The organism is Streptomyces yunnanensis (assembly GCF_029011865.1).
Lineage (GTDB): Bacteria > Actinomycetota > Actinomycetes > Streptomycetales > Streptomycetaceae > Streptomyces > Streptomyces yunnanensis.
In genome coordinates this window covers 3,373,252-3,399,468 of sequence record NZ_CP095749.1, presented here as the reverse complement: position 1 = coordinate 3,399,468, position 26,217 = coordinate 3,373,252, and the positions used below count along the sequence as shown (strand labels likewise).

General features: G+C 71.1%; 26 protein-coding genes. 22 read left to right on the top strand and 4 right to left on the bottom strand.

Features of this window, described 5'->3' with window-relative positions; all coding sequences use genetic code 11:
- The first annotated feature begins 167 nt into the window (after positions 1–167).
- The 18 genes from MOV08_RS14655 to MOV08_RS14570 all read left to right on the top strand — a co-directional run bounded on the left by MOV08_RS14655 (position 168) and on the right by MOV08_RS14570 (position 17,115).
- Positions 168–1,292 carry an LCP family protein gene (locus MOV08_RS14655; RefSeq protein ID WP_039632777.1) on the top strand — a complete coding sequence of 375 codons (1,125 nt, stop codon included), beginning with the start codon at positions 168–170 and terminating at the stop codon, positions 1,290–1,292.
- A 152-nt stretch (positions 1,293–1,444) separates the two neighbouring features.
- Positions 1,445–1,669: a 50S ribosomal protein L31 gene (gene rpmE / locus MOV08_RS14650; protein WP_030065532.1), complete on the top strand. Its 225-nt coding sequence runs from the start codon at positions 1,445–1,447 to the stop codon at positions 1,667–1,669.
- 169 nt (positions 1,670–1,838) lie between these two features.
- Positions 1,839–2,918 (top strand): peptide chain release factor 1, encoded by a 1,080-nt coding sequence (prfA, locus tag MOV08_RS14645; protein ID WP_039632776.1) that lies wholly within the window; start codon positions 1,839–1,841, stop codon positions 2,916–2,918.
- A gap of 34 nt (positions 2,919–2,952) precedes the next feature.
- Positions 2,953–3,834 (top strand): peptide chain release factor N(5)-glutamine methyltransferase, encoded by an 882-nt coding sequence (prmC, locus tag MOV08_RS14640; RefSeq protein WP_078875747.1) that lies wholly within the window; start codon positions 2,953–2,955, stop codon positions 3,832–3,834.
- A gap of 70 nt (positions 3,835–3,904) precedes the next feature.
- Positions 3,905–4,552 (top strand): L-threonylcarbamoyladenylate synthase, encoded by a 648-nt coding sequence (locus MOV08_RS14635; protein WP_039632774.1) that lies wholly within the window; start codon positions 3,905–3,907, stop codon positions 4,550–4,552.
- Positions 4,552–5,250, top strand: a complete 699-nt coding sequence (locus MOV08_RS14630; RefSeq protein ID WP_039632773.1) for an arsenate reductase/protein-tyrosine-phosphatase family protein — start codon at positions 4,552–4,554, stop codon at positions 5,248–5,250. Before MOV08_RS14635 ends, MOV08_RS14630 begins: the two co-directional genes overlap by 1 nt.
- Positions 5,251–5,447: 197 nt before the next feature.
- Positions 5,448–6,836, top strand: a complete 1,389-nt coding sequence (locus MOV08_RS14625; protein ID WP_275307705.1) for a serine hydroxymethyltransferase — start codon at positions 5,448–5,450, stop codon at positions 6,834–6,836.
- Positions 6,837–6,955: 119 nt separating this feature from the next.
- Positions 6,956–8,308 (top strand): MraY family glycosyltransferase, encoded by a 1,353-nt coding sequence (locus tag MOV08_RS14620; RefSeq protein ID WP_205366669.1) that lies wholly within the window; start codon positions 6,956–6,958, stop codon positions 8,306–8,308.
- A gap of 287 nt (positions 8,309–8,595) precedes the next feature.
- Positions 8,596–9,033: a Cg1360 family ATP-synthase-associated protein gene (locus MOV08_RS14615; protein WP_039632771.1), complete on the top strand. Its 438-nt coding sequence runs from the start codon at positions 8,596–8,598 to the stop codon at positions 9,031–9,033.
- Positions 9,034–9,312: 279 nt separating this feature from the next.
- Positions 9,313–10,107 (top strand): F0F1 ATP synthase subunit A, encoded by a 795-nt coding sequence (gene atpB, locus MOV08_RS14610; protein ID WP_039632770.1) that lies wholly within the window; start codon positions 9,313–9,315, stop codon positions 10,105–10,107.
- Positions 10,108–10,183: 76 nt separating this feature from the next.
- On the top strand, positions 10,184–10,429 hold the full coding sequence (gene atpE / locus MOV08_RS14605) for an ATP synthase F0 subunit C (RefSeq protein ID WP_039632769.1): 246 nt from the start codon (positions 10,184–10,186) through the stop codon (positions 10,427–10,429).
- A 41-nt stretch (positions 10,430–10,470) separates the two neighbouring features.
- Positions 10,471–11,034 (top strand): F0F1 ATP synthase subunit B, encoded by a 564-nt coding sequence (locus MOV08_RS14600; RefSeq protein ID WP_039632768.1) that lies wholly within the window; start codon positions 10,471–10,473, stop codon positions 11,032–11,034.
- Positions 11,031–11,846, top strand: a complete 816-nt coding sequence (locus tag MOV08_RS14595; protein ID WP_039632767.1) for a F0F1 ATP synthase subunit delta — start codon at positions 11,031–11,033, stop codon at positions 11,844–11,846. Before MOV08_RS14600 ends, MOV08_RS14595 begins: the two co-directional genes overlap by 4 nt.
- 210 nt (positions 11,847–12,056) lie before the next feature.
- Positions 12,057–13,646, top strand: coding sequence for a F0F1 ATP synthase subunit alpha (gene atpA / locus MOV08_RS14590; RefSeq protein ID WP_039632765.1), 1,590 nt, complete (start codon positions 12,057–12,059; stop codon positions 13,644–13,646).
- Positions 13,647–13,666: 20 nt separating this feature from the next.
- Positions 13,667–14,590: a F0F1 ATP synthase subunit gamma gene (locus tag MOV08_RS14585; protein WP_039632763.1), complete on the top strand. Its 924-nt coding sequence runs from the start codon at positions 13,667–13,669 to the stop codon at positions 14,588–14,590.
- A gap of 5 nt (positions 14,591–14,595) precedes the next feature.
- On the top strand, positions 14,596–16,038 hold the full coding sequence (gene atpD / locus MOV08_RS14580; protein ID WP_039632762.1) for a F0F1 ATP synthase subunit beta: 1,443 nt from the start codon (positions 14,596–14,598) through the stop codon (positions 16,036–16,038).
- Between the two features lie 108 nt (positions 16,039–16,146).
- The gene (locus MOV08_RS14575) at positions 16,147–16,530 is read left to right on the top strand and encodes a F0F1 ATP synthase subunit epsilon (protein WP_039632760.1); all 384 of its coding nucleotides are present in this window, start codon (positions 16,147–16,149) and stop codon (positions 16,528–16,530) included.
- Between the two features lie 141 nt (positions 16,531–16,671).
- Positions 16,672–17,115 carry a DUF2550 domain-containing protein gene (locus tag MOV08_RS14570; protein WP_039632758.1) on the top strand — a complete coding sequence of 148 codons (444 nt, stop codon included), beginning with the start codon at positions 16,672–16,674 and terminating at the stop codon, positions 17,113–17,115.
- Positions 17,116–17,222: 107 nt separating this feature from the next.
- Here the strand turns inward: MOV08_RS14570 and MOV08_RS14565 are convergent, their stop codons facing one another.
- Both MOV08_RS14565 and MOV08_RS14560 read right to left on the bottom strand, forming a co-directional pair.
- A complete protein-coding gene (locus MOV08_RS14565; protein WP_039632756.1) occupies positions 17,223–17,912 on the bottom strand; it encodes a response regulator in 690 nt (229 codons plus the stop codon).
- Positions 17,912–19,171 carry a sensor histidine kinase gene (locus MOV08_RS14560; protein ID WP_420834292.1) on the bottom strand — a complete coding sequence of 420 codons (1,260 nt, stop codon included), beginning with the start codon at positions 19,169–19,171 and terminating at the stop codon, positions 17,912–17,914. Before MOV08_RS14560 ends, MOV08_RS14565 begins: the two co-directional genes overlap by 1 nt.
- 200 nt (positions 19,172–19,371) lie before the next feature.
- Between MOV08_RS14560 and MOV08_RS14555 the strand changes: the two genes are divergently transcribed.
- Positions 19,372–19,953, top strand: coding sequence for a hypothetical protein (locus MOV08_RS14555; RefSeq protein ID WP_039632755.1), 582 nt, complete (start codon positions 19,372–19,374; stop codon positions 19,951–19,953).
- A gap of 14 nt (positions 19,954–19,967) precedes the next feature.
- On the opposite strand, the gene MOV08_RS14550 is transcribed toward MOV08_RS14555, so the two are convergent.
- On the bottom strand, positions 19,968–20,540 hold the full coding sequence (locus tag MOV08_RS14550; protein ID WP_275307703.1) for a cob(I)yrinic acid a,c-diamide adenosyltransferase: 573 nt from the start codon (positions 20,538–20,540) through the stop codon (positions 19,968–19,970).
- A gap of 463 nt (positions 20,541–21,003) precedes the next feature.
- Between MOV08_RS14550 and MOV08_RS14545 the strand changes: the two genes are divergently transcribed.
- The 3 genes from MOV08_RS14545 to MOV08_RS14535 all read left to right on the top strand — a co-directional run bounded on the left by MOV08_RS14545 (position 21,004) and on the right by MOV08_RS14535 (position 25,375).
- Positions 21,004–21,852, top strand: coding sequence for a 3-hydroxyacyl-CoA dehydrogenase family protein (locus tag MOV08_RS14545; protein WP_039632751.1), 849 nt, complete (start codon positions 21,004–21,006; stop codon positions 21,850–21,852).
- Positions 21,853–21,998: 146 nt separating this feature from the next.
- Positions 21,999–22,322: an STAS domain-containing protein gene (locus tag MOV08_RS14540; RefSeq protein WP_039632750.1), complete on the top strand. Its 324-nt coding sequence runs from the start codon at positions 21,999–22,001 to the stop codon at positions 22,320–22,322.
- A gap of 314 nt (positions 22,323–22,636) precedes the next feature.
- Complete coding sequence (locus tag MOV08_RS14535; protein ID WP_275307702.1) at positions 22,637–25,375, top strand: P-loop NTPase family protein; 2,739 nt, start codon at positions 22,637–22,639, stop codon at positions 25,373–25,375.
- A 135-nt stretch (positions 25,376–25,510) separates the two neighbouring features.
- Here the strand turns inward: MOV08_RS14535 and nucS are convergent, their stop codons facing one another.
- A complete protein-coding gene (gene nucS, locus MOV08_RS14530) occupies positions 25,511–26,173 on the bottom strand; it encodes an endonuclease NucS (protein ID WP_039632746.1) in 663 nt (220 codons plus the stop codon).
- Between the last annotated feature and the right edge of the window lie 44 nt (positions 26,174–26,217).

The following is a 26,217-nucleotide window of genomic DNA, read 5'->3' as shown; positions in this document are numbered from 1 at the left end:
CCGTGTAGCGGCCCGCGCGCCGGCTCCGCGCACCCCGTTCTTCTAAGAAGACGCTCATAACGCGCTGTGCAACCCTTCCGGTCGGCCTCCCGTCTGACTAGGCAATCCACCGCTTACGGCAGGGGAGACGGCGAGGCGCAGTCGACCGACGAAGGACTGAGGAACAGATGGCGCAGAGCGACGGGACCGCGCAGGCGGCCGGAGACCGCGGCCGCTCCATACGTGCCACCGGCCGGCGGCGCAAGGCCCCCACCCGGCGTCGGCGGGCCCTCACCACCACGCTGTGCGCGCTGGTCGGCGTCGTCCTGCTCGGCGGCGCCGGGCTCGGCTACCTCTACTTCAAGTTCAACGGCAACCTGACCGGCGTCGACATCAACGCCGCGCTCGGCAAGGACCGGCCCCAGAACATCGACAACGGCTCGATGGACATCCTCGTCATGGGCTCCGACTCCCGCTCCGGCAGCAACGCCTCCTACGGCAAGGACGAGGGCGGGGCGCGCTCGGACACCGCGATGATCGTGCACGTCTTCAAGGGCCACAAGAAGGCCAGCGTCGTCAGCATCCCCCGGGACACCCTGGTCACCCGGCCGGACTGCACCCAGGGCGGCCGGACCGTCCCCGGGCAGCGCCGGGCGATGTTCAACACCGCCTTCGAGGTCGGCGGACCGGCCTGCGCCGTCAAGACCGTCGAGTCGATGAGCGGGATCCGCATGGACCACTTCGTCGAGGTCGACTTCACCGGCTTCAAGAAGCTGATCGACGCCCTCGGCGGGGTGCAGATCACCACCACCAAGCCGATCAACGACAAGTACAGCCATCTGCACCTGCAGCCCGGTACCCACACCCTGGGCGGCGAGGACGCCCTCGGGCTGGTCCGCACCCGGCACGGCGTCCCCGGCGGCGACGGCAGCGACCTGGGCCGCATCCAGCTCCAGCAGACCTTCGTCAAGGCGCTGATGAAGCAGGTCCGCAGCGTCGGCCTGCTCTCCAACCCGGCCAAGCTCTACACCATCGCCGACACCGCCACCAAGGCCGTCACCACCGACACCGACCTCAACTCGGTCACCGCGCTGACCGGCCTGGCCAAGGAGCTCGGCGGGATACCGTCCGACGCGATCGACATGGTGACGCTCCCGGTGACCTACGACCCGATCAACCCCGATCGGGTGCTGCCGCTCACCACCCAGGGCCGCAAGGTCTGGGACGCGCTCCGCAACGACCAGGACATCCCCCGGTCCGCGATCAAGGGTTCCGCAGGTGACAAGGGCGGCACGTCCACCTATGTGAAGTAGCCGCGACCACCCCTCGACCGTCCGGGAATAGCTCCGGCCGTACCCCGGTTTTGGGAGATACGGCCAGTGCTGGCAGACTGGACCGTCGGCCCCGGTTCACGTGACGCAATCAGCGCCACGACCCGGTGCACTCCCGAACCTAGGAGAATCCCTTGAAGCGCGACATCCACCCGGAGTACGTCGAGACCCAGGTCAGCTGCACCTGTGGCGCGTCCTTCACCACCCGTAGCACCGTGGCCGGCGGCAGCATCCGCGCGGACATCTGCTCCGAGTGCCACCCGTTCTACACGGGCAAGCAGAAGATCATGGACACGGGCGGCCGTGTGGCCCGCTTCGAGGCCCGCTTCGGCAAGTCCGCCGCGGCCGCCAAGAAGTAGCGACCCGCAAGGCGCCGGTCTCCGGTCGCCCCCGGACAGGGGGGACCGGACCGGCGTCTTTGTCGTCCGTACCCTCTGCCCCTCCGGCCGGGGGACGGCCCGCCGCACCGCGGCACAGGGGCACTGTCGCCCAGGGAAGTCACACCAGCAGTCAGCAGAGGAACACACGATGTTCGAGGCAGTCGAGGAACTGGTCGGCGAGCACGCCGACCTCGAAAAGCGGCTGGCCGATCCGGCGGTCCACACGGACCAGCGCGAGGCCATGCGGCTGAACAAGCGCTATGCCGAACTGACCCCGATCATCGCCACGTACCGCGCGTGGAAGCAGACCGGCGACGACATCGAGACCGCCCGCGAACTCAGCCAGGACGACCCTGACTTCGCCGACGAGGTCAAGGAGCTCGACGCCCGGCGCGTGGAGCTCACCGAGAAGCTGCGGCTGCTGCTCGTCCCGCGTGACCCCAGTGACGACAAGGACGTGATCCTGGAGGTCAAGGCGGGCGAGGGCGGCGAGGAGTCCGCGCTGTTCGCCGGCGACCTGCTGCGGATGTACCTGCGGTACGCCGAGCGGGTCGGCTGGAAGACCGAGATCCTGGACGCCAACGAGTCCGACCTCGGCGGCTACAAGGACGTCCAGGTCGCGGTGAAGACCAAGGGCGGCGGCGGGGCCACCGAGCCGGGGCAGGGCGTCTGGGCGCGGCTGAAGTACGAGGGCGGGGTGCACCGCGTCCAGCGGGTGCCCGCCACCGAGTCGCAGGGCCGGATCCACACCTCGGCGGCCGGCGTGCTGGTCACGCCGGAGGCCGAGGAGGTCGAGGTCGAGATCGTCGCCAACGACCTGCGGATCGACGTCTACCGCTCCTCGGGGCCGGGCGGCCAGTCGGTCAACACCACCGACTCCGCGGTCCGGATCACCCACCTGCCCAGCGGCATCGTGGTCTCCTGCCAGAACGAGAAGAGCCAGCTCCAGAACAAGGAGCAGGCGATGCGCATCCTCCGCTCGCGGCTGCTGGCCGCGGCCCAGGAGGAGGCCGAGCGGGAGGCTTCGGACGCCCGGCGCAGCCAGGTGCGCACCGTGGACCGCTCGGAGCGCATCCGCACGTACAACTTCCCGGAGAACCGCATCTCGGATCACCGGGTCGGCTTCAAGGCGTACAACTTGGACCAGGTGCTCGACGGCGAGCTGGACCCGGTCATCCAGGCGTGCGTCGACGCTGACGCGGCGGCCAAGCTCGCCGCCGCCCAGTAAGACCGCAAGACCAGACGTACCGGCTGGAGGACCAGTGCCGCACGATTCCGGGGGACGCCCCCCGAGCTCCCGATCGTTGCTGCTCGCGGAGGTGGCCCAGGCCACCCAGCGGCTGGCCGATGCCGGCGTGCCCTCGCCGCGCTTCGACGCGGAGGAGCTGGCCGCGCATGTGCACGGCGTCAAGCGCAGCCAATTGCACACCGTCGCCGACGCGGACTTCGACGCCCGCTACTGGGAGGCCATCGCCCGCCGCGAGGCGCGCGAGCCGCTCCAGCACATCACCGGCCGGGCGTTCTTCCGCTACCTCGAACTCGCCGTCGGGCCCGGGGTGTTCGTCCCCCGCCCGGAGACCGAGTCGGTGGTCGGCTGGGCCATAGACGCGGTGCGCGCCATGGACGTCGTCGAACCCCTGATCGTCGACCTCTGCACCGGCTCGGGGGCGATCGCCCTCGCCCTGGCGCAGGAGGTCCCGCGGTCGCGGGTGCACGCCGTGGAGCTCTCCGAGCAGGCCCTGGGCTACGCCCGCAAGAACGTCGAGGGGTCCCGCGTCGTTCTCCACCACGGCGACGCGCTCACCGCGCTCCCCGAACTGGACGGGCAGGTCGACCTGGTGATCTCCAACCCGCCGTACATCCCGCTCACCGAGTGGGAGTACGTCGCCCCCGAGGCCCGCGACCACGACCCGGAGCTGGCGTTGTTCTCCGGTGAGGACGGCCTGGACACCATCCGGGGCATCGAGCGGACCGCGCACCGCCTGCTGCGGCCGGGCGGCGTGGTCGTCGTCGAGCACGCCGACACCCAGGGCGGACAGGTGCCGTGGATCTTCAACGAGGAGCAGGGCTGGGCCGACGCGGCCGACCACCCCGACCTCAACAACCGGCCCCGATTCGCCACCGCGCGCCGGGCGACGCCATGAACCGCCCCGCTCCGGCGCCCGAGGCAGCCGACGCATCCGAAGTATTCGTTCCGCACGAGGAGGACCGCTAATGGCACGGCGATACGACTGCAGCGACGCGACCGACCGCGCGACCGGCCTGCGTGAGGCCGCCTCGGCCGTCCGCCGCGGCGAGCTGGTCGTGCTGCCGACCGACACCGTCTACGGCATCGGTGCGGACGCCTTCAGCCCGGAGGCCGTCGGCGACCTGCTGGAGGCCAAGGGCCGCGGCCCAGGGATGCCCTCCCCGGTCCTGGTCGGTTCCCCCAACACCCTGCACGGCCTGGTCACCGAGTTCTCCGAGCAGGCGTGGGAACTGGTCGACGCGTTCTGGCCGGGGGCGCTCACCCTCGTCGCCAAGCACCAGCCGTCGCTGACCTGGGACCTCGGCGAGACCCGCGGCACGGTCGCCGTGCGGATGCCGCTGCACCCGGTCGCGATCGAGCTGCTCACCGAGTTCGGCCCGATGGCGGTCTCCAGCGCCAACCTCACCGGCCATCCGTCGCCGCAGGACTGCGACGCCGCCCAGGAGATGCTCGGCGACTCGGTCTCCGTCTACCTCGACGCCGGCCCGACGCCCGCCGCCGTGCCGTCCTCGATCGTGGACGTCACCGGCCAGGTGCCGGTGCTGCTGCGCGAGGGCGCCATCAGCGCGGAGGAACTGCGCAAGGTCGTACCCGAGCTCGAGGTGGCGCATTGATGCCCCCGCCGCAGGGGCGTGGCATAGCGGGACCAGGCGACGACATTCCCTTCGCCGCCCCGGCGGACCCCATGCCCTGTTTCCGGATCCTCCACGTCAGCACCGGCAACGTCTGCCGCTCGCCGATCACCGAGCGGCTGCACCGGCACGCCCTGCAGGAGCGGCTGGGCTCTCCGCAAGCAGTCCGCGGCTGCGGGCTCCTGGTGGAGAGCGCGGGCACCTGGGGCCATGAGGGCGCCCCCATGGAGGCGCACGCCGCCACGGTGCTCGCCGACTACGGCGCTGACCCGGCGGGCTTCATCGGCCGCGAGCTGCTCGACGAGCACGTCATCCGGGCCGACCTGGTGCTCACCGCGACCCGCGACCACCGCGCGCAGGTCATCTCGATGGGGCACTCCGCCGGGCTGCGGACCTTCACGCTGAAGGAGTTCAACCGGCTGGTTCGCGCCATAGATCCGGCCACCTTGCCGGCGCCCGACCCGGACCTGCCCGACAGCGGGCTGGTCGAGCGCGCCCGCGCGCTGGTCGGCGCGGCCGCCGCGCTGCGCGGCTGGCTGCTCGCGCCCAACCCGGAGTCCGACGAGGTCTACGACCCCTACGGCGCGCCGATCACGTTCTTCCGCTCCATCGGCGACGAGATCAACCGCGCGCTCGATCCGGTCGTCACCGCCCTCACCGGGGTCCCGGCACCGGCGTAGCACCCCGGGGAACGGCCCTGGAGGCCCCTGTGCGGCCCGTGGGCCGGCCCCGGGCCCCCGATGCCCCGCCCGCCGCGCCCGATCCCCGTGCCGCGCCTACATTGGGATTGGGGCCTGCCCGGCAGATCGAGGTCCGGGACGGGCCCTGGGGGCACGTGCGACGTGCCCTGGTCCCCGCACGAGGCCCGGAGCCAGCGATGCCCGCCACCACTGCGTCATCCCGCCGTACGTCCGCCGCCGGCCGCGCCCCGGCCGGCGAGCCCCGGGCCGCCGCGGCGGCCCGATCCGTCGAGCAGCGGGCGCAGGAAGCGGCCCGCGACGAGGTCACCCGGCCGCCCGGCGCACCGGACTTCGCCGCCCTCCTGGGCCAGGACCCGGAGATCGCCGGCGTCCTGCTGGCGGAGAGCGCCCGACAGAGCGACGGGCTGCAACTCATCGCCGCGGAGAACTTCGTCTCGCCCGCGGTCCTGGCCGCGCTCGGCTCCCCGCTGAGCAACAAGTACGCCGAGGGCTATCCGGGCGCCCGGCACCACGGCGGCTGCGAGATCGTGGACCTCGCCGAGCGGATCGCGGTGGAGCGCGCCAAGGCCCTGTTCGGCGCCGAACACGCCAACGTCCAGTCCCACTCGGGGTCTTCGGCCGTCCTGGCCGCCTACGCCGCCCTGCTGCGCCCCGGTGACACCGTGCTGGCGATGTCCCTGCCGCACGGCGGGCACCTCACCCACGGCTCGCCGGCCAACTTCTCCGGCCGGTGGTTCGACTTCGCCGGCTACGGCGTCGACGGCGACACCGGGCTGCTCGACTACGACGCGATCCGCGCCCTGGCCCGCGAGCGCCGGCCCAAGGCCCTGGTCTGCGGCTCGATCTCCTACCCGCGGCACATCGACTACGCCGCGTTCCGCGACATCGCCGACGAGACCGGCGCGTACCTGATCGCCGACGTGGCACACCCGATGGGGTTGATCGCCGGCCGCGCGGCCCCCAGCCCGGTGCCGTACGCCGACGTGGTGTGCGCGACCACCCACAAGGTGCTGCGCGGGCCGCGCGGCGGGATGATCCTGTGCCGGGGGCGGCTGGCCGAACGCATCGACCGCGCGGTGTTCCCGTTCACCCAGGGCGGCGCCCAGATGAACGCGATCGCCGCCAAGGCGGTGGCCTTCGCGGAGGCCGCCCGGCCCGCCTTCCGCACCTACGCCCACCAGGTCATCGCCAACGCCCGGGCGCTGGCCGGCGCGCTGGCCGCGGAGGGCCTGCGGGTCACCACGGGCGGCACCGACACCCACCTGATCACCGCGGACACCGCCCCGCTCGGCGTGGACGCCCGCACCGCCCGCGGCCGGCTGGCGGCGGCCGGGATCGTGCTGGACACCTGCGCGCTGCCGGGCGCCGAACCGGCCACGGCGTCCCGGGCCTGCCCGACCGGGATCCGGCTGGGCACCGCCGCGGTGACGACGCAGGGGATGGGCGAGGCCGAAATGCACCGGATCGCGGAGTTGATCGGGGCGGCGCTGCGGGAGGACGGCGCGGTGCGGGCCGCGATCGCCGGCCTGGTCGGCCGATTCCCGCCCTATCCGGATCAGGGCTGATCCGGGCGGAATCGGGAACCGCCGGTGGGACGACGGACGTCCTACCGGGTGTTTCCCTGTATTCACGGCCAGGGGGCGGACACGCATAAGGTGTGAGGCTGTGATGGCCAGCTATCTCGATGGGGCAGCCCGTGCGTGAATACCTGCTGACGCTGTGCGTCACTGCCGCGGTGACCTACCTGCTGACCGGCCCGGTGCGAAAGTTCGCGATCGCGGCCGGTGCGGTACCGGAGATCCGCGCGCGTGACGTGCACCGCGAGCCGACCCCCCGGCTGGGCGGGATCGCGATGTTCGGCGGGCTGTGCGCGGGGCTGCTGGTGGCCGCGCACCTGACCAACCTCAAGAGCGTCTTCGAGACCAACGAGCCGCGGGCGCTGCTGTCGGGCGCCGCGCTGATCTGGATCCTCGGCGTGCTCGACGACAAGTGGGGCGTGGACGCGCTGGTCAAGCTGGGCGGCCAGATGATCGCCGCGGGCGTGATGGTCCTTCAGGGCCTGACGATCCTGTACCTCCCGGTCCCCGGCATCGGCACGGTCGCGCTGACGCCGATGCAGGGCACCCTGCTGACCGTCGCACTGGTCGTCATCACGATCAACGCGGTGAACTTCGTGGACGGTCTGGACGGCCTGGCCTCCGGCATGGTCTGCATCGCCGCGGCCGCGTTCTTCATGTACACGTACCGGCTCTGGTTCGGCTACGGCATCGAGGCGGCGGCGCCCGCCACCCTGTTCTCGGTCGTCCTGATGGGCATGTGCCTGGGCTTCCTGCCGCACAACATGCACCCGGCGCGGATCTTCATGGGCGACTCCGGCTCCATGCTGATCGGCCTGGTGATGGCCGCCGGCGCGGTCTCGCTGACCGGCCAGGTCGACCCCGACCTGCTCAACCAGAAGGCGGGCGGTCTGCGCGAGGCGACCCACGCGATGGTGCCGGTCTACATCCCGCTGCTGCTGCCGCTGACGATCATCGCGGTACCGGTCGCGGACCTGATTCTGGCCATTGTGCGACGGACCTGGAAGGGCCAGTCGCCGTTCGCCGCGGACCGCGGGCACCTGCACCACCGCCTGCTGGAGATCGGCCATTCCCACAGCCGCGCGGTGCTGATCATGTACTTCTGGTCCGCGCTGATCGCCTTCGGCGCGGTGGCGTACTCGGCGAACGACGCGAGCATGTGGATCGTCCTGGGAATCGTGCTGCTCAGCGCGGTCGGACTGGTGCTGCTGCTGCTCCCGCGCTTCACCCCGCGCGCCCCGATCTGGGCCGAGCGGCTGGTCCCGCCGCGCTACCGCCGGGTGGTCCGCGGACCGCTCGCCGCGGGCGCGTCGGCGTCGGACGCCACGGCCGACGGGGTGGCCGAGGAGACGTCGGGGGAGGAGCGTCGGACGGCGGTTCCGGCCGGGATCAACGGCGCCACGGCCATCGGCGATCGGTCACGTTTCGTGGACCGTCGGAAGGCGGGGAGTCATCACTGAGACCCAATGTGGTCGCCCGAACGTGCCTCGAAAATCGGGATGGTTGACCCCATACCAGACAATCGACGGCCCGTCAGTGCACCTATGGGCGCGGCCACTCTCACGTGTGACAGGATCCACACGAAGCAGGTAAAGACCTCATCAAATAGTTTGTGATACCGTTCACGAAACCCGGCGACAGAGCCGAAGGACCGTAGTGCGACGGTCCTTTGGCCACAGGTTCTTCCTCAGGCCGGGTCTACGCTCGTCCCTGACGACACACCCCCACCCATTGCCGGAGCGCCACCATGCTGTCGAATGACGCCCGACTACTCCTCCACGCCGCCGTGCCCACCCTTGCCGCCGGCGCCATCGCCGTTGCCGTGAGCGGTGCGATCGCAGGCGCGACGGGAGCGATCGGCGCCGTCGTCGGCACCGTGCTGGTGGTGCTGGTGATGGGAGCCGGCCTCGCCGTCCTCCAGTCGACCGCGAAGAAGCTTCCGCAGCTGTTCCAGATGATGGGCCTGCTGCTGTACACCGTGCAGATCCTGTTCGTGGCGGTGTTCCTCATCGCCTTCAAGGACACAACTCTCTTCGACACCAAGGCATTTGCGCTCACGTTGCTCGCTGCCACCCTCGTATGGATCGCCGCCCAGACGCGCGGTCATATGAAGGCGAAGATTCTGTACGTGGACCCCGACTCCGCGAAGGCCGAGACGGCCAAGACGGCGGGGTCGCCGACGTGACACGTAGGGCCGAGATAAATGGCCACATGCGGGCCTGCTATCGTCCGGTGCCAACTGCGGCGCTGATGGCGCAGGCGGCTGAGCTCCCGGAGTCCACGAGAAGGAACGGGAAGTTCTCGCGGCCGATGCCTGTGATCCGGTCCGGCCTAGTGCCGACCAGCCGCCCCCTAATCCGTAAGACCAGTCCAGTGCCGCTCCGTGGCTCAACGCCGCGCCGACACAACGAGGTTGCCGTACCTATGCGCCACGCTGAAGGAGCTCGCGGTGAGTGCTGAAACGATGCTCGCCTTCGAGACCGACTGCCACATCTTTTCCGGATGCGGCTTCCCAGCTCCTGGGCTCCAGTCGTTCGTCTTCGAGCCGCTGTTCACCATCAATGGCTTCGAGTTCAACAAGGTCATGCTGCTGGCACTGCTCAGCACCATCATTGTTGTGGTGTTCTTCTGGGCTGCGTTCGGCAGGGCGAAGGTGGTTCCCGGAAAGCTCCAGATGATCGGCGAGGCGGGCTACGACTTCGTCCGCCGCGGGATCGTCTACGACGCGCTCGGGAAGAAGGAGGGCGAGAAGTACGTCCCCTTCATGGTCGCGCTGTTCTTCTTCGTGTGGATCATGAACCTCTGGTCGATCGTTCCGGTCGCCCAGTTCCCGGTGACGTCGATCATCTCCTTCCCGGCGGGCCTCGCTGCGATCGTCTACCTCACGTGGGTCACCCTGACCTTCAAGCGGCACGGCTTCATCGGTGCGCTGAAGAACTTCAGCGGCTACGACAAGTCGCTCGGCTGGGTACTGCCCCTGATGATCGTCCTTGAGCTGCTCTCGAACCTGGTCATCCGGCCCTTCACCCACGCGGTCCGACTCTTCGCGAACATGTTCGCCGGTCACCTGCTGCTGCTGATGTTCACCATCGCCAGCTGGTACCTGCTGAACGGGATCGGCATCGTCTACGCCGGCGCCTCGTTCGTGATGACCATCCTGCTGACCGCGTTCGAGCTCTTCATCCAGGCCGTGCAGGCGTACGTCTTCGTGCTCCTGACCGCGAACTACATCCAGGGCGCGCTCGCCGAGCACCACTGAGCCCCTGATTCCTCAGCCCCTACAGACGCCCGGTGGCCAACCCCCACCGGTCCGTGAAAGAGAAGGAAGTAACGGCATGTCCGCTGCTCTCGAGACTGTCAACCTCGCCGCTGTCACCGGCAACCTCGGCTCGATCGGTTACGGCCTGGCCGCGATCGGTCCCGGCGTCGGCGTCGGCATCATCTTCGGTAACGGCACGCAGGCCCTCGCTCGGCAGCCCGAGGCCGCCGGCCTGATCCGCACCAACCAGATCATGGGTTTCGCCTTCTGTGAGGCGCTCGCCCTCATCGGCATCGTCATGGGCTTCCTCTTCAAGCACTGACGGGCTGCCGTAACCACCCTTGACAGACGGAAGGCACTGATGTGAACGCCCTGAACTTGGCGGCGGAGGTTCCTGAGAACCCGCTGATCCCGCCGATTCCAGAGCTGGTCATCGGCCTGATCGCTTTCTTCATCGTCTTCGGCTTCCTCGCCAAGAAGCTCCTCCCGAACATCAACAAGGTTCTGGACGAGCGCCGGGCGCAGATCGAAGGCCGTATCGAGGATGCCGAGGCGACGCAGGCCGAGGCGCAGCAGGTTCTCGCTGACTACAAGGCTCAGCTCGCTGACGCCCGCCACGAGGCCGCGCGTCTGCGCCAGGAGGCGCAGGAGCAGGGCGCGACGCTCATCGCCGAGATGCGCGCCGAGGGCCAGCGGCAGCGTGAGGAGATCATCGCTGCCGGCCACGCCCAGATCGAGGCGGACCGCAAGACGGCCGCCCAGTCGCTGCGCCAGGACGTGGGCAAGCTCGCCACCGAACTGGCCGGCAAGCTCGTCGGCGAGTCCCTTGAGGACCACGCCCGGCAGAGCCGGACCATCGACCGCTTCCTCGACGACCTCGAGACCAAGGCGGCGTCGGACGCGACGAAGGCTGAGGCCGGCCGATGAATGGAGCGAGCCGCGAGGCACTCGCCTCCGCACGCGAGCGGTTCAACGCGCTGACGGACAGCACCTCCGTCGACGCGGCGAAGCTCGCCGAGGAGCTGGCTGCCGTCACCGCTCTGCTCGACCGCGAGGTGTCGTTGCGTCGGGTCCTCACCGACCCGGCGCAGCCCGGCGAGGCGCGGGCCGAGCTGGCCCGGCGGCTGCTCGGCGGCCAGGTCGGCGAGGCGACGCTCGACGTGGTGACCGGGATGGTCCGGGCCCGCTGGTCGCGCTCGCGCGACCTGCCGGACGCGATCGAGGAGCTGGCCTACAGCGCCGACCTCGTCGCGGCCCAGCGGGCCGACCGGCTGGACGACGTCGAGGACGAGCTGTTCCGGTTCGGCCGGATCATCGCGTCCAGCGGCGATCTCCGCCGTGCGCTCACGGACCGGAGCGCGACGGCGTCCGCCAAGACGGAGCTGTTGCACACGCTGCTGGGCGGCCGGGCCAACCCGGTCACCGAGCGGCTGGTGATCCGTCTCGTCGTACAGCCGCGGGGCCGTAGCCTGGAGGCAGGGCTCGACGCCCTCTCCAAGCTGGCGGCGGCCCGCCGGGACCGCATGGTCGCGGTGGTCACCTCCGCGGTGCCGCTCAGCGATGGGCAGCGGCAGCGCCTCGGCGCCGCACTGGCCACGCTGTACGGCCGGCAGATCCACCTGAACCTCGACGTGGACCCTGAGGTCCTCGGCGGTGTCCAGGTCCGGATCGGCGACGAGGTCATCAACGGGACCATCGCGGACCGCCTCGACGGGGTAGCCCGTCGGATGGCCGGCTGACCCAGCCACCAACTCAAGAGCTGCACACCCGGCGGCCGACCGCCGGACCCGCCGGACCCACAGGTCCGGCCGCGGTCCAGACGACGCCCCGGAGAACAGCACAAGCATGACGGCGGCCCGAGTTGGGCCGTAAGCGGAAACCCCAGGGGGACGAGCCCCCCGGACCCCCGCACGTAACTTCGGGCCCAACAAGGAGAGCAGGGAACCCAGATGGCGGAGCTCACGATCCGGCCGGAGGAGATCCGGGACGCGCTGGAGAACTTCGTCCAGGCGTACAAGCCGGACGCGGCCTCGCGCGAAGAGGTCGGCACGGTCAGCGATGCCGGTGACGGCATCGCGCACGTCGAGGGCCTGCCCTCGACGATGGCGAACGAACTGCTGAAGTTCGAGGACGGCACGCTCGGTCTCGCGCTGAACCTGGAAGAGCGCGAGATCGGTGCGGTCATCCTCGGTGAGTTCAGCGGTATCGAGCAGGGCCAGCCGGTGCAGCGCACCGGTGAGGTGCTCTCGGTCGCCGTGGGCGAGGGCTACCTCGGCCGCGTCGTCGACCCGCTGGGCAACCCGATCGACGGCCTCGGCGAGATCGAGACCGAGGGCCGCCGCGCCCTGGAGCTGCAGGCCCCGGGCGTCATGGTCCGTAAGTCGGTGCACGAGCCGATGGAGACCGGCTACAAGGCCGTCGACTCCATGGTGCCGATCGGCCGCGGCCAGCGTCAGCTGATCATTGGTGACCGCCAGACCGGCAAGACCGCCCTGGCCGTCGACACGATCATCAACCAGCGCGACAACTGGCGCTCGGGCGACCCGAAGAAGCAGGTCCGCTGCATCTACGTCGCCATCGGCCAGAAGGGCTCCACCATCGCGTCCGTGCGCGGCGCGCTGGAGGAGGCCGGTGCCCTGGAGTACACCACCATCGTCGCCGCCCCGGCGTCCGACCCGGCGGGCTTCAAGTACCTCGCGCCCTACACCGGCTCGGCCATCGGCCAGCACTGGATGTACCAGGGCAAGCACGTCCTGATCATCTTCGACGACCTCTCGAAGCAGGCCGACGCCTACCGCGCCGTGTCCCTGCTGCTGCGCCGCCCGCCGGGCCGTGAGGCGTACCCGGGTGACGTCTTCTACCTGCACTCGCGTCTGCTGGAGCGCTGCGCCAAGCTCTCCGACGACATGGGCGCCGGTTCGATGACCGGTCTGCCGATCGTCGAGACCAAGGCCAACGACGTCTCGGCGTTCATCCCGACCAACGTCATCTCCATCACCGACGGCCAGTGCTTCCTGGAGTCGGACCTGTTCAACGCCAACCAGCGTCCGGCGCTGAACGTCGGTATCTCGGTCTCCCGCGTCGGTGGCTCGGCCCAGCACAAGGCCATGCGCCAGGTGTCCGGTCGCCTCCGCGTGGACCTCGCCCAGTACCGCGAGCTGGAGGCGTTCGCCGCCTTCGGTTCCGACCTGGACGCGGCCTCCAAGGCCCAGCTGGGCCGTGGTCAGCGCATGACCGAGCTCCTCAAGCAGGACCAGTACTCCCCGATGGCCACCGAGGACCAGGTCGTCTCCATCTGGGCCGGCACCAACGGCAAGATGGACGACGTCCCGGTCGTGGACGTCCGCCGCTTCGAGCGCGAGCTCCTCGACCACCTTCGCCGGGAGAAGAAGGACCTGCTGACCAGCATCCGCGAGGGCGCCAAGATGTCCGATGACACCATCGGTGCGATCTCGGACGCCGTCGACGCCTTCAAGCGGCAGTTCGAAACCTCGGACGGCAAGCTGCTCGGCGAGGACACCCCCGCCACCGGCAAGTGACGACGGAAGGGACCTGATCCATGGGAGCCTCGCTCCGGGTCTATAAGCGTCGCATCCGCTCCGTCTCCGCGACCAAGAAGATCACTAGGGCGATGGAGATGATCGCCGCCTCGCGCGTCGTCAAGGCGCAGCGCCAGGTGGCGGCATCGACGCCGTACGCGAGTGAGCTGACCCGCGCGGTGACTGCGGTTGCCACGGGTTCGACCACTCAGCACCCGCTGACGACCGAGGCGGAGAAGCCGACCCGGGCCGCGCTGTTGCTCATCACGAGCGACCGCGGTCTGGCCGGTGCCTACTCCTCCAACGTCATCAAGGCCGCGGACCAGCTCACCGAGCGGCTCAAGGCCGAGGGCAAGGAGGTCGACGCCTACATCGTCGGCCGCAAGGGTGTGTCCTACTACAGCTTCCGCGAGCGCAAGGTCGTGGAGTCGTGGACGGGCTTCACCGACAACCCGACCTACGCCGATGCGAAGAAGATCGCCGCGCCGCTGATCGAGGCCGTCCAGAAGGGCGCCTCCGAGGGCGGAGCTGACGAACTCCACATCGTCTACACCGAGTTCATCTCGATGATGACGCAGAACGCGCTGGACGACCGTCTGCTGCCGCTGTCCCTGAAGGGGGAGTCGGCGGACGCGTCCGAGGAGAAGTCCACGGGCGAGATCCTGCCGCTGTTCGACTTCGAGCCGTCGGCCGAGGACGTCCTCGACGCCCTGCTGCCGCGGTATGTGGAGTCGCGGATCTACAACGCGCTGCTGCAGGCCGCCGCCTCCAAGCACGCCGCCACCCGGCGTGCGATGAAGTCGGCGACCGACAATGCGGAAGAGCTCATCAAGTCGCTCTCGCGGCTTGCGAACGCGGCCCGCCAGGCCGAAATCACCCAGGAAATCAGCGAGATCGTCGGTGGCAGTGCCGCACTGGCCGACGCGACCGCGGGGAGTGACTGACAACTATGACCACCACTGTTGAGACGGCCGTTGCCACGGGCCGCGTCGCCCGGGTGATCGGCCCGGTCGTCGACGTGGAGTTCCCCGTCGACGCGATGCCGGACATCTACAACGCGCTGACCGTCGAGGTCGCGGACCCGGCCGAGGCCGGTGCCAAGAAGACCCTGACCCTCGAGGTCGCCCAGCACCTGGGCGAGGGCCTGGTCCGTGCGATCTCCATGCAGCCCACCGACGGCCTGGTCCGCCAGGCCACCGTCACCAACACCGGCAACGGCATCACCGTTCCGGTCGGTGACATCACCAAGGGCAAGGTGTTCAACACCCTCGGTGAGATCCTGAACAAGCCGGAGGCCGAGTCCGAGGTCACCGAGCGCTGGGCGATCCACCGCAAGGCGCCGTCCTTCGACCAGCTCGAGTCGAAGACCGAGATGTTCGAGACCGGCGTCAAGGTCATCGACCTGCTGACCCCGTACGTCAAGGGCGGCAAGATCGGTCTGTTCGGTGGTGCCGGTGTCGGCAAGACCGTTCTGATCCAGGAAATGATCTACCGCGTGGCCAACAACCACGACGGTGTGTCGGTGTTCGCCGGTGTCGGCGAGCGCACCCGTGAGGGCAACGACCTCATCGAGGAGATGACCGACTCCGGCGTCATCGACAAGACCGCGCTGGTCTTCGGTCAGATGGACGAGCCGCCGGGCACCCGTCTGCGCGTCGCGCTGGCCGGCCTCACCATGGCCGAGTACTTCCGTGACGTCCAGAAGCAGGACGTGCTGTTCTTCATCGACAACATCTTCCGCTTCACCCAGGCCGGTTCCGAGGTCTCGACCCTGCTCGGCCGGATGCCCTCCGCGGTGGGTTACCAGCCGAACCTGGCCGACGAGATGGGTCTCCTCCAGGAGCGCATCACCTCGACCCGTGGTCACTCGATCACCTCGATGCAGGCGATCTACGTCCCCGCGGACGACCTGACCGACCCGGCGCCGGCGACCACCTTCGCCCACCTGGACGCGACCACCGTTCTCTCGCGTCCGATCTCGGAGAAGGGCATCTACCCGGCGGTCGACCCGCTGGACTCGACGTCCCGGATCCTGGACCCGCGCTACATCTCGCAGGACCACTACGACTGCGCCTCGCGCGTGAAGTCGATCCTGCAGAAGTACAAGGACCTCCAGGACATCATCTCGATTCTGGGTATGGACGAGCTCAGCGAGGAGGACCGGCTCACGGTCTACCGCGCCCGCCGGATCGAGCGCTTCCTCTCGCAGAACACCCACGTGGCGAAGCAGTTCACCGGTGTGGACGGTTCGGACGTGCCGCTGGACGAGTCGATCGCGGCCTTCAACGCGATCGCCGACGGCGAGTACGACCACTTCCCGGAGCAGGCGTTCTTCATGTGCGGTGGTCTTGAGGACCTCAAGAAGAACGCCAAGGAGCTTGGCGTCTCCTGACCCGTGCTCCCGGACCGGGGGCGGCCCTGGCCGTCCCCGGCCCGTACGACCACTAGTATTTGACCCAACATCTGCCACACCAGGCAGGTGGAGACCCGAGGAGCCATCGTGGCTGAGCTGCACGTCGAGTTGGTCGCCGCGGACCGGCAGGTCTGGTCCGGCGAGGCCAGCCTGGTCGTCGCGCGCACCTCGTCGGGCGACATCGGCGTCATGCCCGGACACCAGCCGCTGCTCGGCGTGCTGCAGTCGGGCCCGGTGACGATTCGCACGACCGGCGAGGGCGGGGACGGCACCGTCGTCGCCGCGGTGCACGGCGGCTTCATTTCGTTCGCCGACAACAAGCTGTCTCTGCTGGCGGAGATCGCCGAGCTGTCGGACGAGATCGATGTCCAGCGTGCGGAGCGGGCTCTGGAGCGAGCGAAGTCGGATGCTGACGCAGCCGCCGAGCGCCGCGCCGACGTCCGGCTGCGCGCGGTGGCGGGCACTCACTGAGCTCCGTCACCGACGAGATCGATCCTCAGCCGCGGGCTGCCCGGACTTCCGGAGCGGTCCGCGGCTGAGGCAATGCAGGTGCGTTTCCCTGCCCCGGACCCAGTCCGGGGGTACCCCACCGAGGCGAGGAGGTCGGTCTAGATGGTCCTCGCTCTGCTTGTGAGCGGCGCGGTCGTGCTGCTGGTGCTGGTGGGGCTGTTCGTCTTCGGACTGAGGCGACGGCTCATCCAGCGGTCCGGCGGCACCTTCGACTGCAGCCTGCGCTGGAACGTGCCGGAGAACGAGCCCAGCGGCAAGGGCTGGATCTACGGCGTGGCGCGGTACAACGGTGACCGGATCGAGTGGTTCCGGGTCTTCTCGTACGCACCCCGGCCCCGTCGCCTGCTGGAGCGCTCCGCCATCGAGGTACTGGAGCGCCGTACCCCCCAGGGCGAAGAGGAGCTCGCGCTGCTCTCCGACTCCATCGTGCTGGCCTGCTCGCACAACGGCATCCGGGTGGAGCTCGCGATGAGCGAGGACGCCCTGACGGGCTTCCTGGCATGGCTGGAGGCGGCACCGCCCGGCCAGCGGGTGAACGTGGCCTGACGCGCGCGGGGGCCTTGGCCGCTTCCACGGGAATACTCCCCGCCCCTGACCCGTTGTGGCCCCGTAGGGGGCCTGGGCGCCCCCTACGGGATCCGTTCGGGTGCCCCCTAGGGTGCCTCCACCCCCAACTCCTGGGCCAGTACGGCCGCTTGCAGCCGGCTGCGCAGTTCCAGTTTGGCCAGGAGTCGGCTGACGTGGGTCTTCACGGTGGCCTCCGCCATGGCCAGCCGCACCGCGATATCGGCGTTCGACAGCCCCTCGCCCAGGCACCCCAGCACCTCCCGCTCCCGCGGCGTCAGCGCGCCCAGTACTGCCGGGTCCGGGGCCTGGCGGTCGCGCGCCGGCCGGGCCGCCGTCCGCGGCCGGGCGAACTCGGCGATCAGCCGACGGGTCACCGCCGGGGCGATCAGGCCCTCGCCGGCCGCCACCGTGCGGACCGCGCCGAGCAGCGTCGCCGCGTCGCTGTCCTTGAGCAGAAAGCCCGCGGCCCCCGCGCGCAGCGCGCCGAAGACGTACTCGTCCAGGTCGAAGGTGGTCAGCACCAGGACGTCGGCCAGCCCCTCCGCGGTGATCCGGCGGGTGGCCGAGACGCCGTCCAGCCGGGGCATCTGGATGTCCATCAGGACGAGGTCCGGGCGCAGGGCGCGGGCCATGGCGAGGGCCTCCTCGCCGTCCACCGCCTCCGCGACGACCTCGATGTCGGGTACGGAGCCCAGGATGAGGACCAGTCCGGCCCGTACGGCTGACTGGTCCTCGGCGACCAGGACCCTGATGGGTCGTTCGGCGGTGCCGGTCATCATTGTTCTTCCTTTCCGCCGGCGGGCAGCGCTGCCCTGACCAGCCAGACGCTTCCGTCCTGCCCGGCTTCCGGGCCGGCGTCGAACTCCCCGCCCAACAGGGCGATCCGCTCCCGCATGCCGACCAGGCCGGCCCCGGAACCGGGCGCGCGGGGGCCCGGCCGGTCGCCGTAGGGACTGCGGACGGTGACGGTGAGCGCCCCGTCGGACTCGTCGGCGATCCGCACCCGGACGTGGCCGGGTACGGCGTGCTTGAGCGCGTTGGTCAGCGACTCCTGGACGATCCGGTACGCGGCCAACTCGACCGGTGCGGGCGGCTTCCGGGCACCCGGCCCGGTCGGCGGCCGGGCGTCGTCCAGGACGAACGTCAGGCCGCTGGCGGCGCCGTTCGTACGGGCCTGTGCGACCAGGGCCTCCAGTCCGTCGAGGGTGGGGGTGGCCGCCGGTTCCTCCGCCCCGGTGGCCTTGTGGTCCCGCAACAGCCCGATGAGGCGGCGCATTTCGGCCAGGCCCTGGACGCTGTTCTCGCGGATCACGCCGAGCGCGGCGCGGGTCGCGGTGGGGTCGTCGAGGGTCTGCGCAGCGGTGGCGTGGATGGCGATCGCGGACAGGTGGTTGGCGACTAGGTCGTGCAGTTCCCTGGCCATCCGGGCGCGTTCGCCGGCCACCGCCTGGTCGCGGTCCATCTCGGCCAGCAGCGCGGTCTGTTCGGCCCGCAGCCGGGCGGCCTGCGCGGCGTCCCGGTGGTTGCGGATGATCAGGCCGGTCCAGGCCGGGGCGACGGTGACCAGTGCGATGCCGATGCCGATCATCAGCACCTGCGGGTTGTGCCAGGTCGCCGCCGCGACGGCCGTGGCCAGCACCGACACCAGCTCCGAGCCGAGCGGGATCCGGCGGGCCGCGGCCGGTGGGCCGTACAGCACCGCGGCGTAGACCACGTCCGTGAACATCAGGAGCGTGGTGATCAGGGTGCCGGTGCAGAAGTCGAGGACCAGTGCCGGCACGGCCAGGGCCAACGCGACCATCGGGGCGGTGCGGCGCAGCAGCACGGCCCCGGCCATGACGGTGAGCGCGAGCAGGTTCAGCGAGGCGGGCAGGCCGAGGAGCGGCGGCCCGCCGTGCAGGTGCAGCGCCCGCAACAGCACCCCGGCGGCCAGTCCGCCGCCCGCGATGAGCACGTCGTGGCGGTGCGGGCGTCCGGGCACGACGAGCACGTCGTGGCGGTGCGCGCGTCCGGGCGCGGCGAGGGCTCTGGCAATCACCCCTCCATCCAACACGGCGCCGCTGCGGTCCGCCGTCACCCCGCGGACCAGGGCGCCTACATCGAAAGATGCAGTGCCGGATCGTCGCCGCCGACGACGTTGCGGGAGCCGGCGGCTGGGAGACTGGGGAGTCCGCTCCGCTCGGTGGGAGCCCCGCAGCAGTCCGGGGCGCGGGGCGGCGGGAGAGGAGAGCAACCGTGGTCGTCACGCTGATCATCGCCTGCGAGGTCGGCTTCTGGGTGCTGCTCGCCGCGGGCCTGGCGCTGCGCTATCTGGCGCGGATGCCGAAGACCGGCGCGGCGGTGCTGCTGCTGGAACCGCTGCTGGAGCTGGCGCTGTTGATCGTCACCGCGATCGACCTGAAGAACGGCGCCACCGCGGACTGGAAGCACGGCCTGGCCGCCCTCTACATCGGCTACACCGTCGCCTACGGCCACTACACGATCAAGTGGGTGGACCTACGCGTCGCGCACCGCTTCGCCGGCGGCCCGGCCCCGATCAAGCGCTACGGCCGGGACCACCTCAAGCACGAGGCGAAGCTGTGGCTGCGCACGGTGCTGATGGCCGCGGTGGCGGCCGCACTGCTACAGGGCGCGATCTGGTACGTCGGCGACGGCGACATCTCGTCGCTGCGCGGCTGGCAGGCCGCGGGCCTGCGCATCGTGTCGATCCACGGCGTGATCGTGCTGACGTATCTGATCTGGCCGAAGAAGGCCCCCAAGGACCGGGCCGCGCCGGAGGAGGCGCCGGCCCGGTCCCGGGAGGAGAGCCTCCACTGAGGCCGGGTGGGGTCTCAGCGCTCGCCGCCCGGCACCCACAGCACGTCCCCGACCTCCTTGTTGGCCGTCCGGGCCAGGATGAACAGCAGGTCGGAGAGGCGGTTGAGGTAGGTGGCGGTGAGCGGGTTCATGGTCTCGCCGTGCTCCTCCATGGCCGCCCAGGTGGAGCGCTCGGCCCGGCGGACGACCGTGCATGCCTGGTGGAGCAGGGCGGCGCCGGGGGTGCCGCCGGGGAGGATGAAGCTGCGGAGCTTCTCCAGCTCTTCCAGGAAGCGGTCGCAGTCCGCCTCCAGCTTGTCGACGTAGGACTGCTCGACGCGCAGCGGCGGGAACTCCGGGTTCTCCACCACGGGGGTGGACAGGTCGGCGCCCACGTCGAAGAGGTCGTTCTGCACCCGCAGCAGTACCGCGGCGATCTCCTCCGACAGCGACCCGAGGGCCAGCGCCACGCCGATCGCCGCATTGGCCTCGTTGGCGTCCGCGTACGCCGCGATGCGGGCGTCGGTCTTGGCGGTCCGGCTCATGTCGCCGAGCGCGGTGGTGCCCTTGTCTCCGGTACGGGTGTAGATGCGGGTCAGATTCACCATACGAGTGAGACTACGCCGCGGCCCGGGGGACGGCTCGGGGCGGCGGGGCCGCCGACGGCGCCGCGGGGCCCGGTTCGCCGGCATCCCCTCGCCCGCGTCCGTGCGGGCACCGTGCGGTTCTTCCCGAGGCTGCGCCGGAGCCGCCGGACGAGCCGCCGAACCAGCCGCCGAACGGGGCGTAGCAACGGGGCGTGGTACGGGGCGCGTTGGCGCCGCCGAGCGGACAGGGCCTCAACTACGCCGTGTGGAGGGCCGGCTGACGGCCTCCCGGGCGTGCGCCGGACCGCAGCAGGGGGTGTGATGTCCGTCATGACGGGAGGCGCCACGGCCCGTCGGGCCGTGTGGAGAGGCGGCGGTCGGGTGAGGGGAGGGAGTGACGCGCATCTCTTCACCGCCAATCGATCGCCGGTGACCGCTAACGTCACTCAGGACCGTCAAATGCACAGGGTGTGAGGGGACAGCAGTGGCAAAGAAGCTTGCCGTCATCGGCGCCGGACTGATGGGTTCCGGTATCGCGCAGGTCTCGGCCCAGGCCGGTTGGGACGTCGTCCTCCGCGATGTCACGGACGAGGCGCTGGCCCGCGGCAAGGGCGGCATCGCCGCCTCCTTCGAGAAGTTCGTCGCGAAGGGCAAGCTGGAGGCGGGCGCCGCCGAGCAGGCGCTGGCCCGCATCACCACCACCACCGATCTGGACGCGGTCGCCGACGCGGACATCGTCGTGGAGGCGGTCTTCGAGAAGATCGAGGTCAAGCGGGAGATCTTCCAGGCGCTGGACAAGCTCGCCAAGGAGGACGCGGTGCTGGCCTCCAACACCTCGGCGATCCCGATCACCAAGATCGCCTCGGCCACCTCGCGGCCCGAGCGGGTGGTCGGCACGCACTTCTTCTCGCCGGTGCCGATGATGCAGCTGTGCGAGCTGGTCCGCGGCTACAAGACCAGTGACGAAACCCTCGCCGCCGCGCGGGAGTTCGCCGAGTCGGTCGGCAAGACCTGCGTCGTGGTCAACCGCGACGTGGCCGGCTTCGTCACCACCCGGCTGATCTCGGCGCTGGTCGTCGAGGCCGCCAAGCTCTACGAGTCCGGCGTGGCCAGCGCCGAGGACATCGACATCGCCTGCAAGCTGGGCTTCGGCCACGCGATGGGGCCGCTGGCCACCGCCGACCTGACCGGCGTCGACATCCTGCTGCACGCCACCGAGAACATCTACACCGAGTCCCAGGACGAGAAGTTCGCCCCGCCGGAGATCATGCGGCGCATGGTGGACGCCGGCGACATCGGCCGCAAGAGCGGACAGGGCTTCTACGCGCACTGATGGCGCGTCAGCCCAGCACTCCGACGGGATCACCCGTCGGAGTGATTTCGGTATCGGTTCGCTTACAGACGGCAACTTCGCCGTATGAGAGGCAGTCAGATCGGTAGACGACAATGCACCACAACCCATGACATCGGGGAGCGCATATGCACATCAGGGGCGACCACGCCGAGCTGGTCGTCGGGGGCCGCCTCGACGTTCGCAGCGCGGCGGACGCCCGCACGGCGCTGCATGCCGCCGTGGACTCCGGCCGGGGTGATCTGGTGCTGGATCTGACCGAACTGGATTCGTGGGACGCCACCGGCCTCGGCGTGATCATGGGCGCACACCGCCGGGCCGGCCGCAACAACCGCCGGCTGGTGCTGCGGGGGGTGCCGCCGCAGATGCAGCGGCTCCTGGTCGCCACCCGGCTCCACCGCATCCTCGCGATCGAGGGCGGGATCGAGGCGGAGTCGCTTCCCCGGGTGTGAGCAGGGTCTCCTCCGGGCGCGAGGAGCGGGGGCGGCGGCCGTGGTCGTCGCCTCGGAGGGGAGGCGGGGATCCGGGATAATCGGTGGAAACGCGGCGAACCGCGCGTTTCCCCTGATCTGCTGTCGTTCCCGTCAAGGTGCCACCCCGGCCGTGCCCCGTGCCGGAGATCGGTCTATGGTTCGGTTGCCCGCCGTGTGCCATCATCCGCGGCGGGGCACCGGACCAGACGCGACGGCTGAGGAGATCCGCCGGAGCCGGGGGAGTGCGGACGGCCGGAAGCACCGACGGCACGCACATTCTGGGAGCTTGCAGCATGGACCCGAACACCCACCCGGGGCCCGAGGAGTACGGCGAGCAGGCCGGCACGGCCGGTCCGCCGGCGTCCGACGCCGCCGGCCGGCAGGGCGGATCCGGCGGGCTCGCCCGCGTCGTCCGCCTGGTCTCCGGCAACTACCTCGTCACCGTCAACCCGGTCGACGGCTGTGAGATACAGCCCTGCCCGCCCGGCGAGCGGCCCGCCGCGCCGGAGAAGCTCGACCCCCAGGACCGTGCCGCCGCGGCCCGCGCGGCCCAGCCGCCGGTGCCGTCCGGGCCGGTGTCCTTCGCCGGTCACGACATCCCCCTCGAAGAGCGCGACGAGGACATCGCCCGACTGGTGCGGCTGCTCACCCGCGGCCGCTCGGTGCGCGTGAGCGGCCCCGCAGGATCGGGCCGCACCCGGCTGCTGGACGCGGTCGCCGGCCGCGTCGGCGACCTCGCCCCGGACGGCGTGGTCCGGCTCTCCGGCTACCACCGCAGCGTCACCGACGTCCTCTACGCCCTGTTCGCGGCGGTCTACCGGGCCCCGGAGCACCGCCCGGAGCGGCCCGAGCTGCTGCGCCTGCTCGGCGGCATCGGCGCGGTCGTCGTCCTGGACGACCTGGAGCTCGGCGGTGCCGCGCTCGACGAGCTGCTGGAGGCCACCCCGGAGTGCGCCTTCCTCTTCGCCGCCACCCCCGACGTGCCCGCCCCCAGCGCCGACGCACACGTCGAAGAGGTCTTCGTCGGCGGGATCAGCCGGGACGCCGGCATGCGGCTGCTGGAGCGCGCCGTGGACCGCCGGCTCACCGCGGACGAGGCCGCCTGGGCCGCCGACCTCTGGTTCGAGTCCGAGGGGCTGCCGCTGCGGTTCGTCCAGGCCGCCGCCCTGCTCCGGCAGCGCGACAAGGCACGGACCGCGCCCGGCGCCCTCGACGACGGCTACGGACTCTTCCCCGAGGACGGCACCGCCGACCCGGTGGACCCAGAGCAGCGCACCGATGTGCCGCTGCCGGCCCTCGGCGAGGCCGTCGCCCCCGCCCCGCTGCTCGCCGAGCGGCTCGGCGCCGCCGCCCAGGAGACCCTCCGCTTCGCGGTCGCCCTCGGTGGCGAGCTGCCGCACCAGGCGCACCTGCCGGCCCTGGCCCAGGACACCCACGCCGACGCCGCCCTCGGCGAACTGCTCGGCTGCGGCCTGATCAGCCCGGCCGGTGGCCACTACCGCCTGGCCGCGACCGTCCTGGACCAGCTGACCGCCGCCGGCTACGCCGAGGACGCCGCCGCCCGCGCGCACACCGCCGCCCAGCACTACGCCTGGTGGGCCGGGCACCCCTCGGTCACCCCCGAGCGGGCCGCCGCCGAGTCCGACGCGGTGCTGGCCGCCATGGGCGTGCTGACCGGCAGCCGGGAGAGCGGCCACCCGGCCGCCGCGGTGCTGCTGGCCCGCACCGCCGCGCCCGCGTTCGCCGCGGCGCTGCACTGGAGCGCCTGGGAGCGCAGCCTGCGGCACGGCCAGGAGGCCGCCCGACTGGCCGGTGAGGTCGCCGAGGAGGCGTACTTCCACCACGACCTGGGCGTGCTCGCGCTGTGCAGCGGCAACGTCGACCGGGCGCGCGCCGAGCTGGAGGCGTCCATCGGGCTGCGCGGGGTGCTCTCCGACCGCGACGGCGCGATCGCCGGGCGGCGGGCCCTCGCCCTGGTCATCGACCGGTCGCGGGCCGCCGCTGCGGACGCGCCGACGACCGTGATGGCCTCCGTCGACCCGGCGGCCGCGGCCTCCGCTGCCGCCGCGACGGACACCCCGGACGGGCCGCAGGCGCACGAGACGGCCGCCGGCCCGGCCGGTGCCGCGACGCCCGACGCCGTGTCCACCGCCAAGCTGCACGCCGTCGCCCGCCCCGAGGGGCCGGCCACCACGGCCGTCGACCGGACTGCCGGGGCCGCCACGGTCGGCCGGCCGTCGGGGGGACCCGCGTCCTCGCCCGGCGCGACCGCCGCCGCCGTCCCGGCCGTGAAGGGCGCGCACGCCGCGAAGTCCGGGACGGCCGGCAAGGCCGCGGCGACCGGCGCCGGGGGCCTGGGGCGCGGTATCCGCCGCACCAGCCGCCGCAACCTCATCGCCGCGGGCGCCGGCGTGCTGGTGGCCGCCGGGCTCGGCACCGCCCTCACCCTCGGCATGACCTCCGACAACTCCGGCCCGCACGACGACAAGGTCACCACCAGGCAGTCCCCGGCCACCGGCGATGCGCAGGACCCGGCCCAGCTGCCCGGCACCGGTTCCGGCCTGCCGCCCACCGGGTCCGGCACCACCCGGCCCGGCACTCCCGGCACGCCCGGCCACCGGGGCACCACCGCGCCGTCCGCCCCGGGCACCACCGGTGCGCCCAGCGGCCCGGGCACCCCGACCGGCGGCCCGACCTCCAGCCCCACCGACCCGACCGGCGGCCCCACGTCGTCCAGCGGCCGTCCGACCCACCGTCCCACCCACACCCCGACCGGTACCCCCACCGACCCCACGCCGACGCAGAAGCCGACCGGCACCCCGACCGACCCCACGCCGACGCAGAAGCCCACGGACACCCCTACCGGCCAGCCGCCGACGACGTCCGGCGGCTCCTCGGGCGGCAGTCCGTCCGGCAGCCATTCCGCGGTGGCGCCGTCCACCACGGGGAACGGCGGCGACACCACCGCGCCGCCGTCGGGCCAGGCGTCATCCGGCCAGTCGGCATCAGGCCAGGGCACCCCGACCGGCTGACACCCCCGGTGCCCCGCAGGCACCACCCGGCACACCAGGCACGCGCCGAAACGCCGCGACGGCCCGGTACGCACCGCCGCCCCATGGGCGGACGGATCGCGTACCGGGCCGTCGCGGTGCGGCCGGTGCGGCGGGTCAGAACAGCCGCAGCTTGTCGTCCTCGATGCCGCGCAGCCCGTCGTAGTCCAGCACCACACAGCCGATGCCGCGGTCGGTGGCCAACACCCGGGCCTGCGGCTTGATTTCCTGAGCTGCGAAGATGCCCTTCACCGGGGCCAGGTGCGGGTCACGGTTGAGGAGTTCGAGATAACGGGTGAGCTGCTCCACGCCGTCGATCTCACCGCGCCGCTTGATCTCGACGGCGACGGTCTGCCCGTCGGCGTCCCGGCACAAGATATCCACCGGGCCAATGGCAGTGGGGTATTCACGCCGAATAAGCGAGTAGCCCTCGCCCAGTGTCTCGATCCGGTCGGCGAGCAGCTCCTGGAGGTGGGCCTCCACACCGTCCTTGATGAGCCCGGGGTCCACGCCCAACTCGTGCGAGGAGTCGTGCATGACCTCCTCCAGGGTGATGATGAGCTTCTCGCCGCCCTTGTTCTCCACCGTCCAGACGTTGCCGTCCCCCTCCTTGAGGGAGCAGGGCGGGGACATCCAGTTGAGGGGTTTGTAGGCCCGGTCGTCCGCATGGATGGACACGGAGCCGTCGGCCTTCACCAGGATGAGGCGGGGCGCGGAGGGGAGATGGGCGGTGAGCCGGCCCGCGTAGTCCACGGAGCAGCGGGCAATGACGAGGCGCATGGTGCGCCACGCTACTCGAATCGGGGCCGCCGACGCGATTCGCC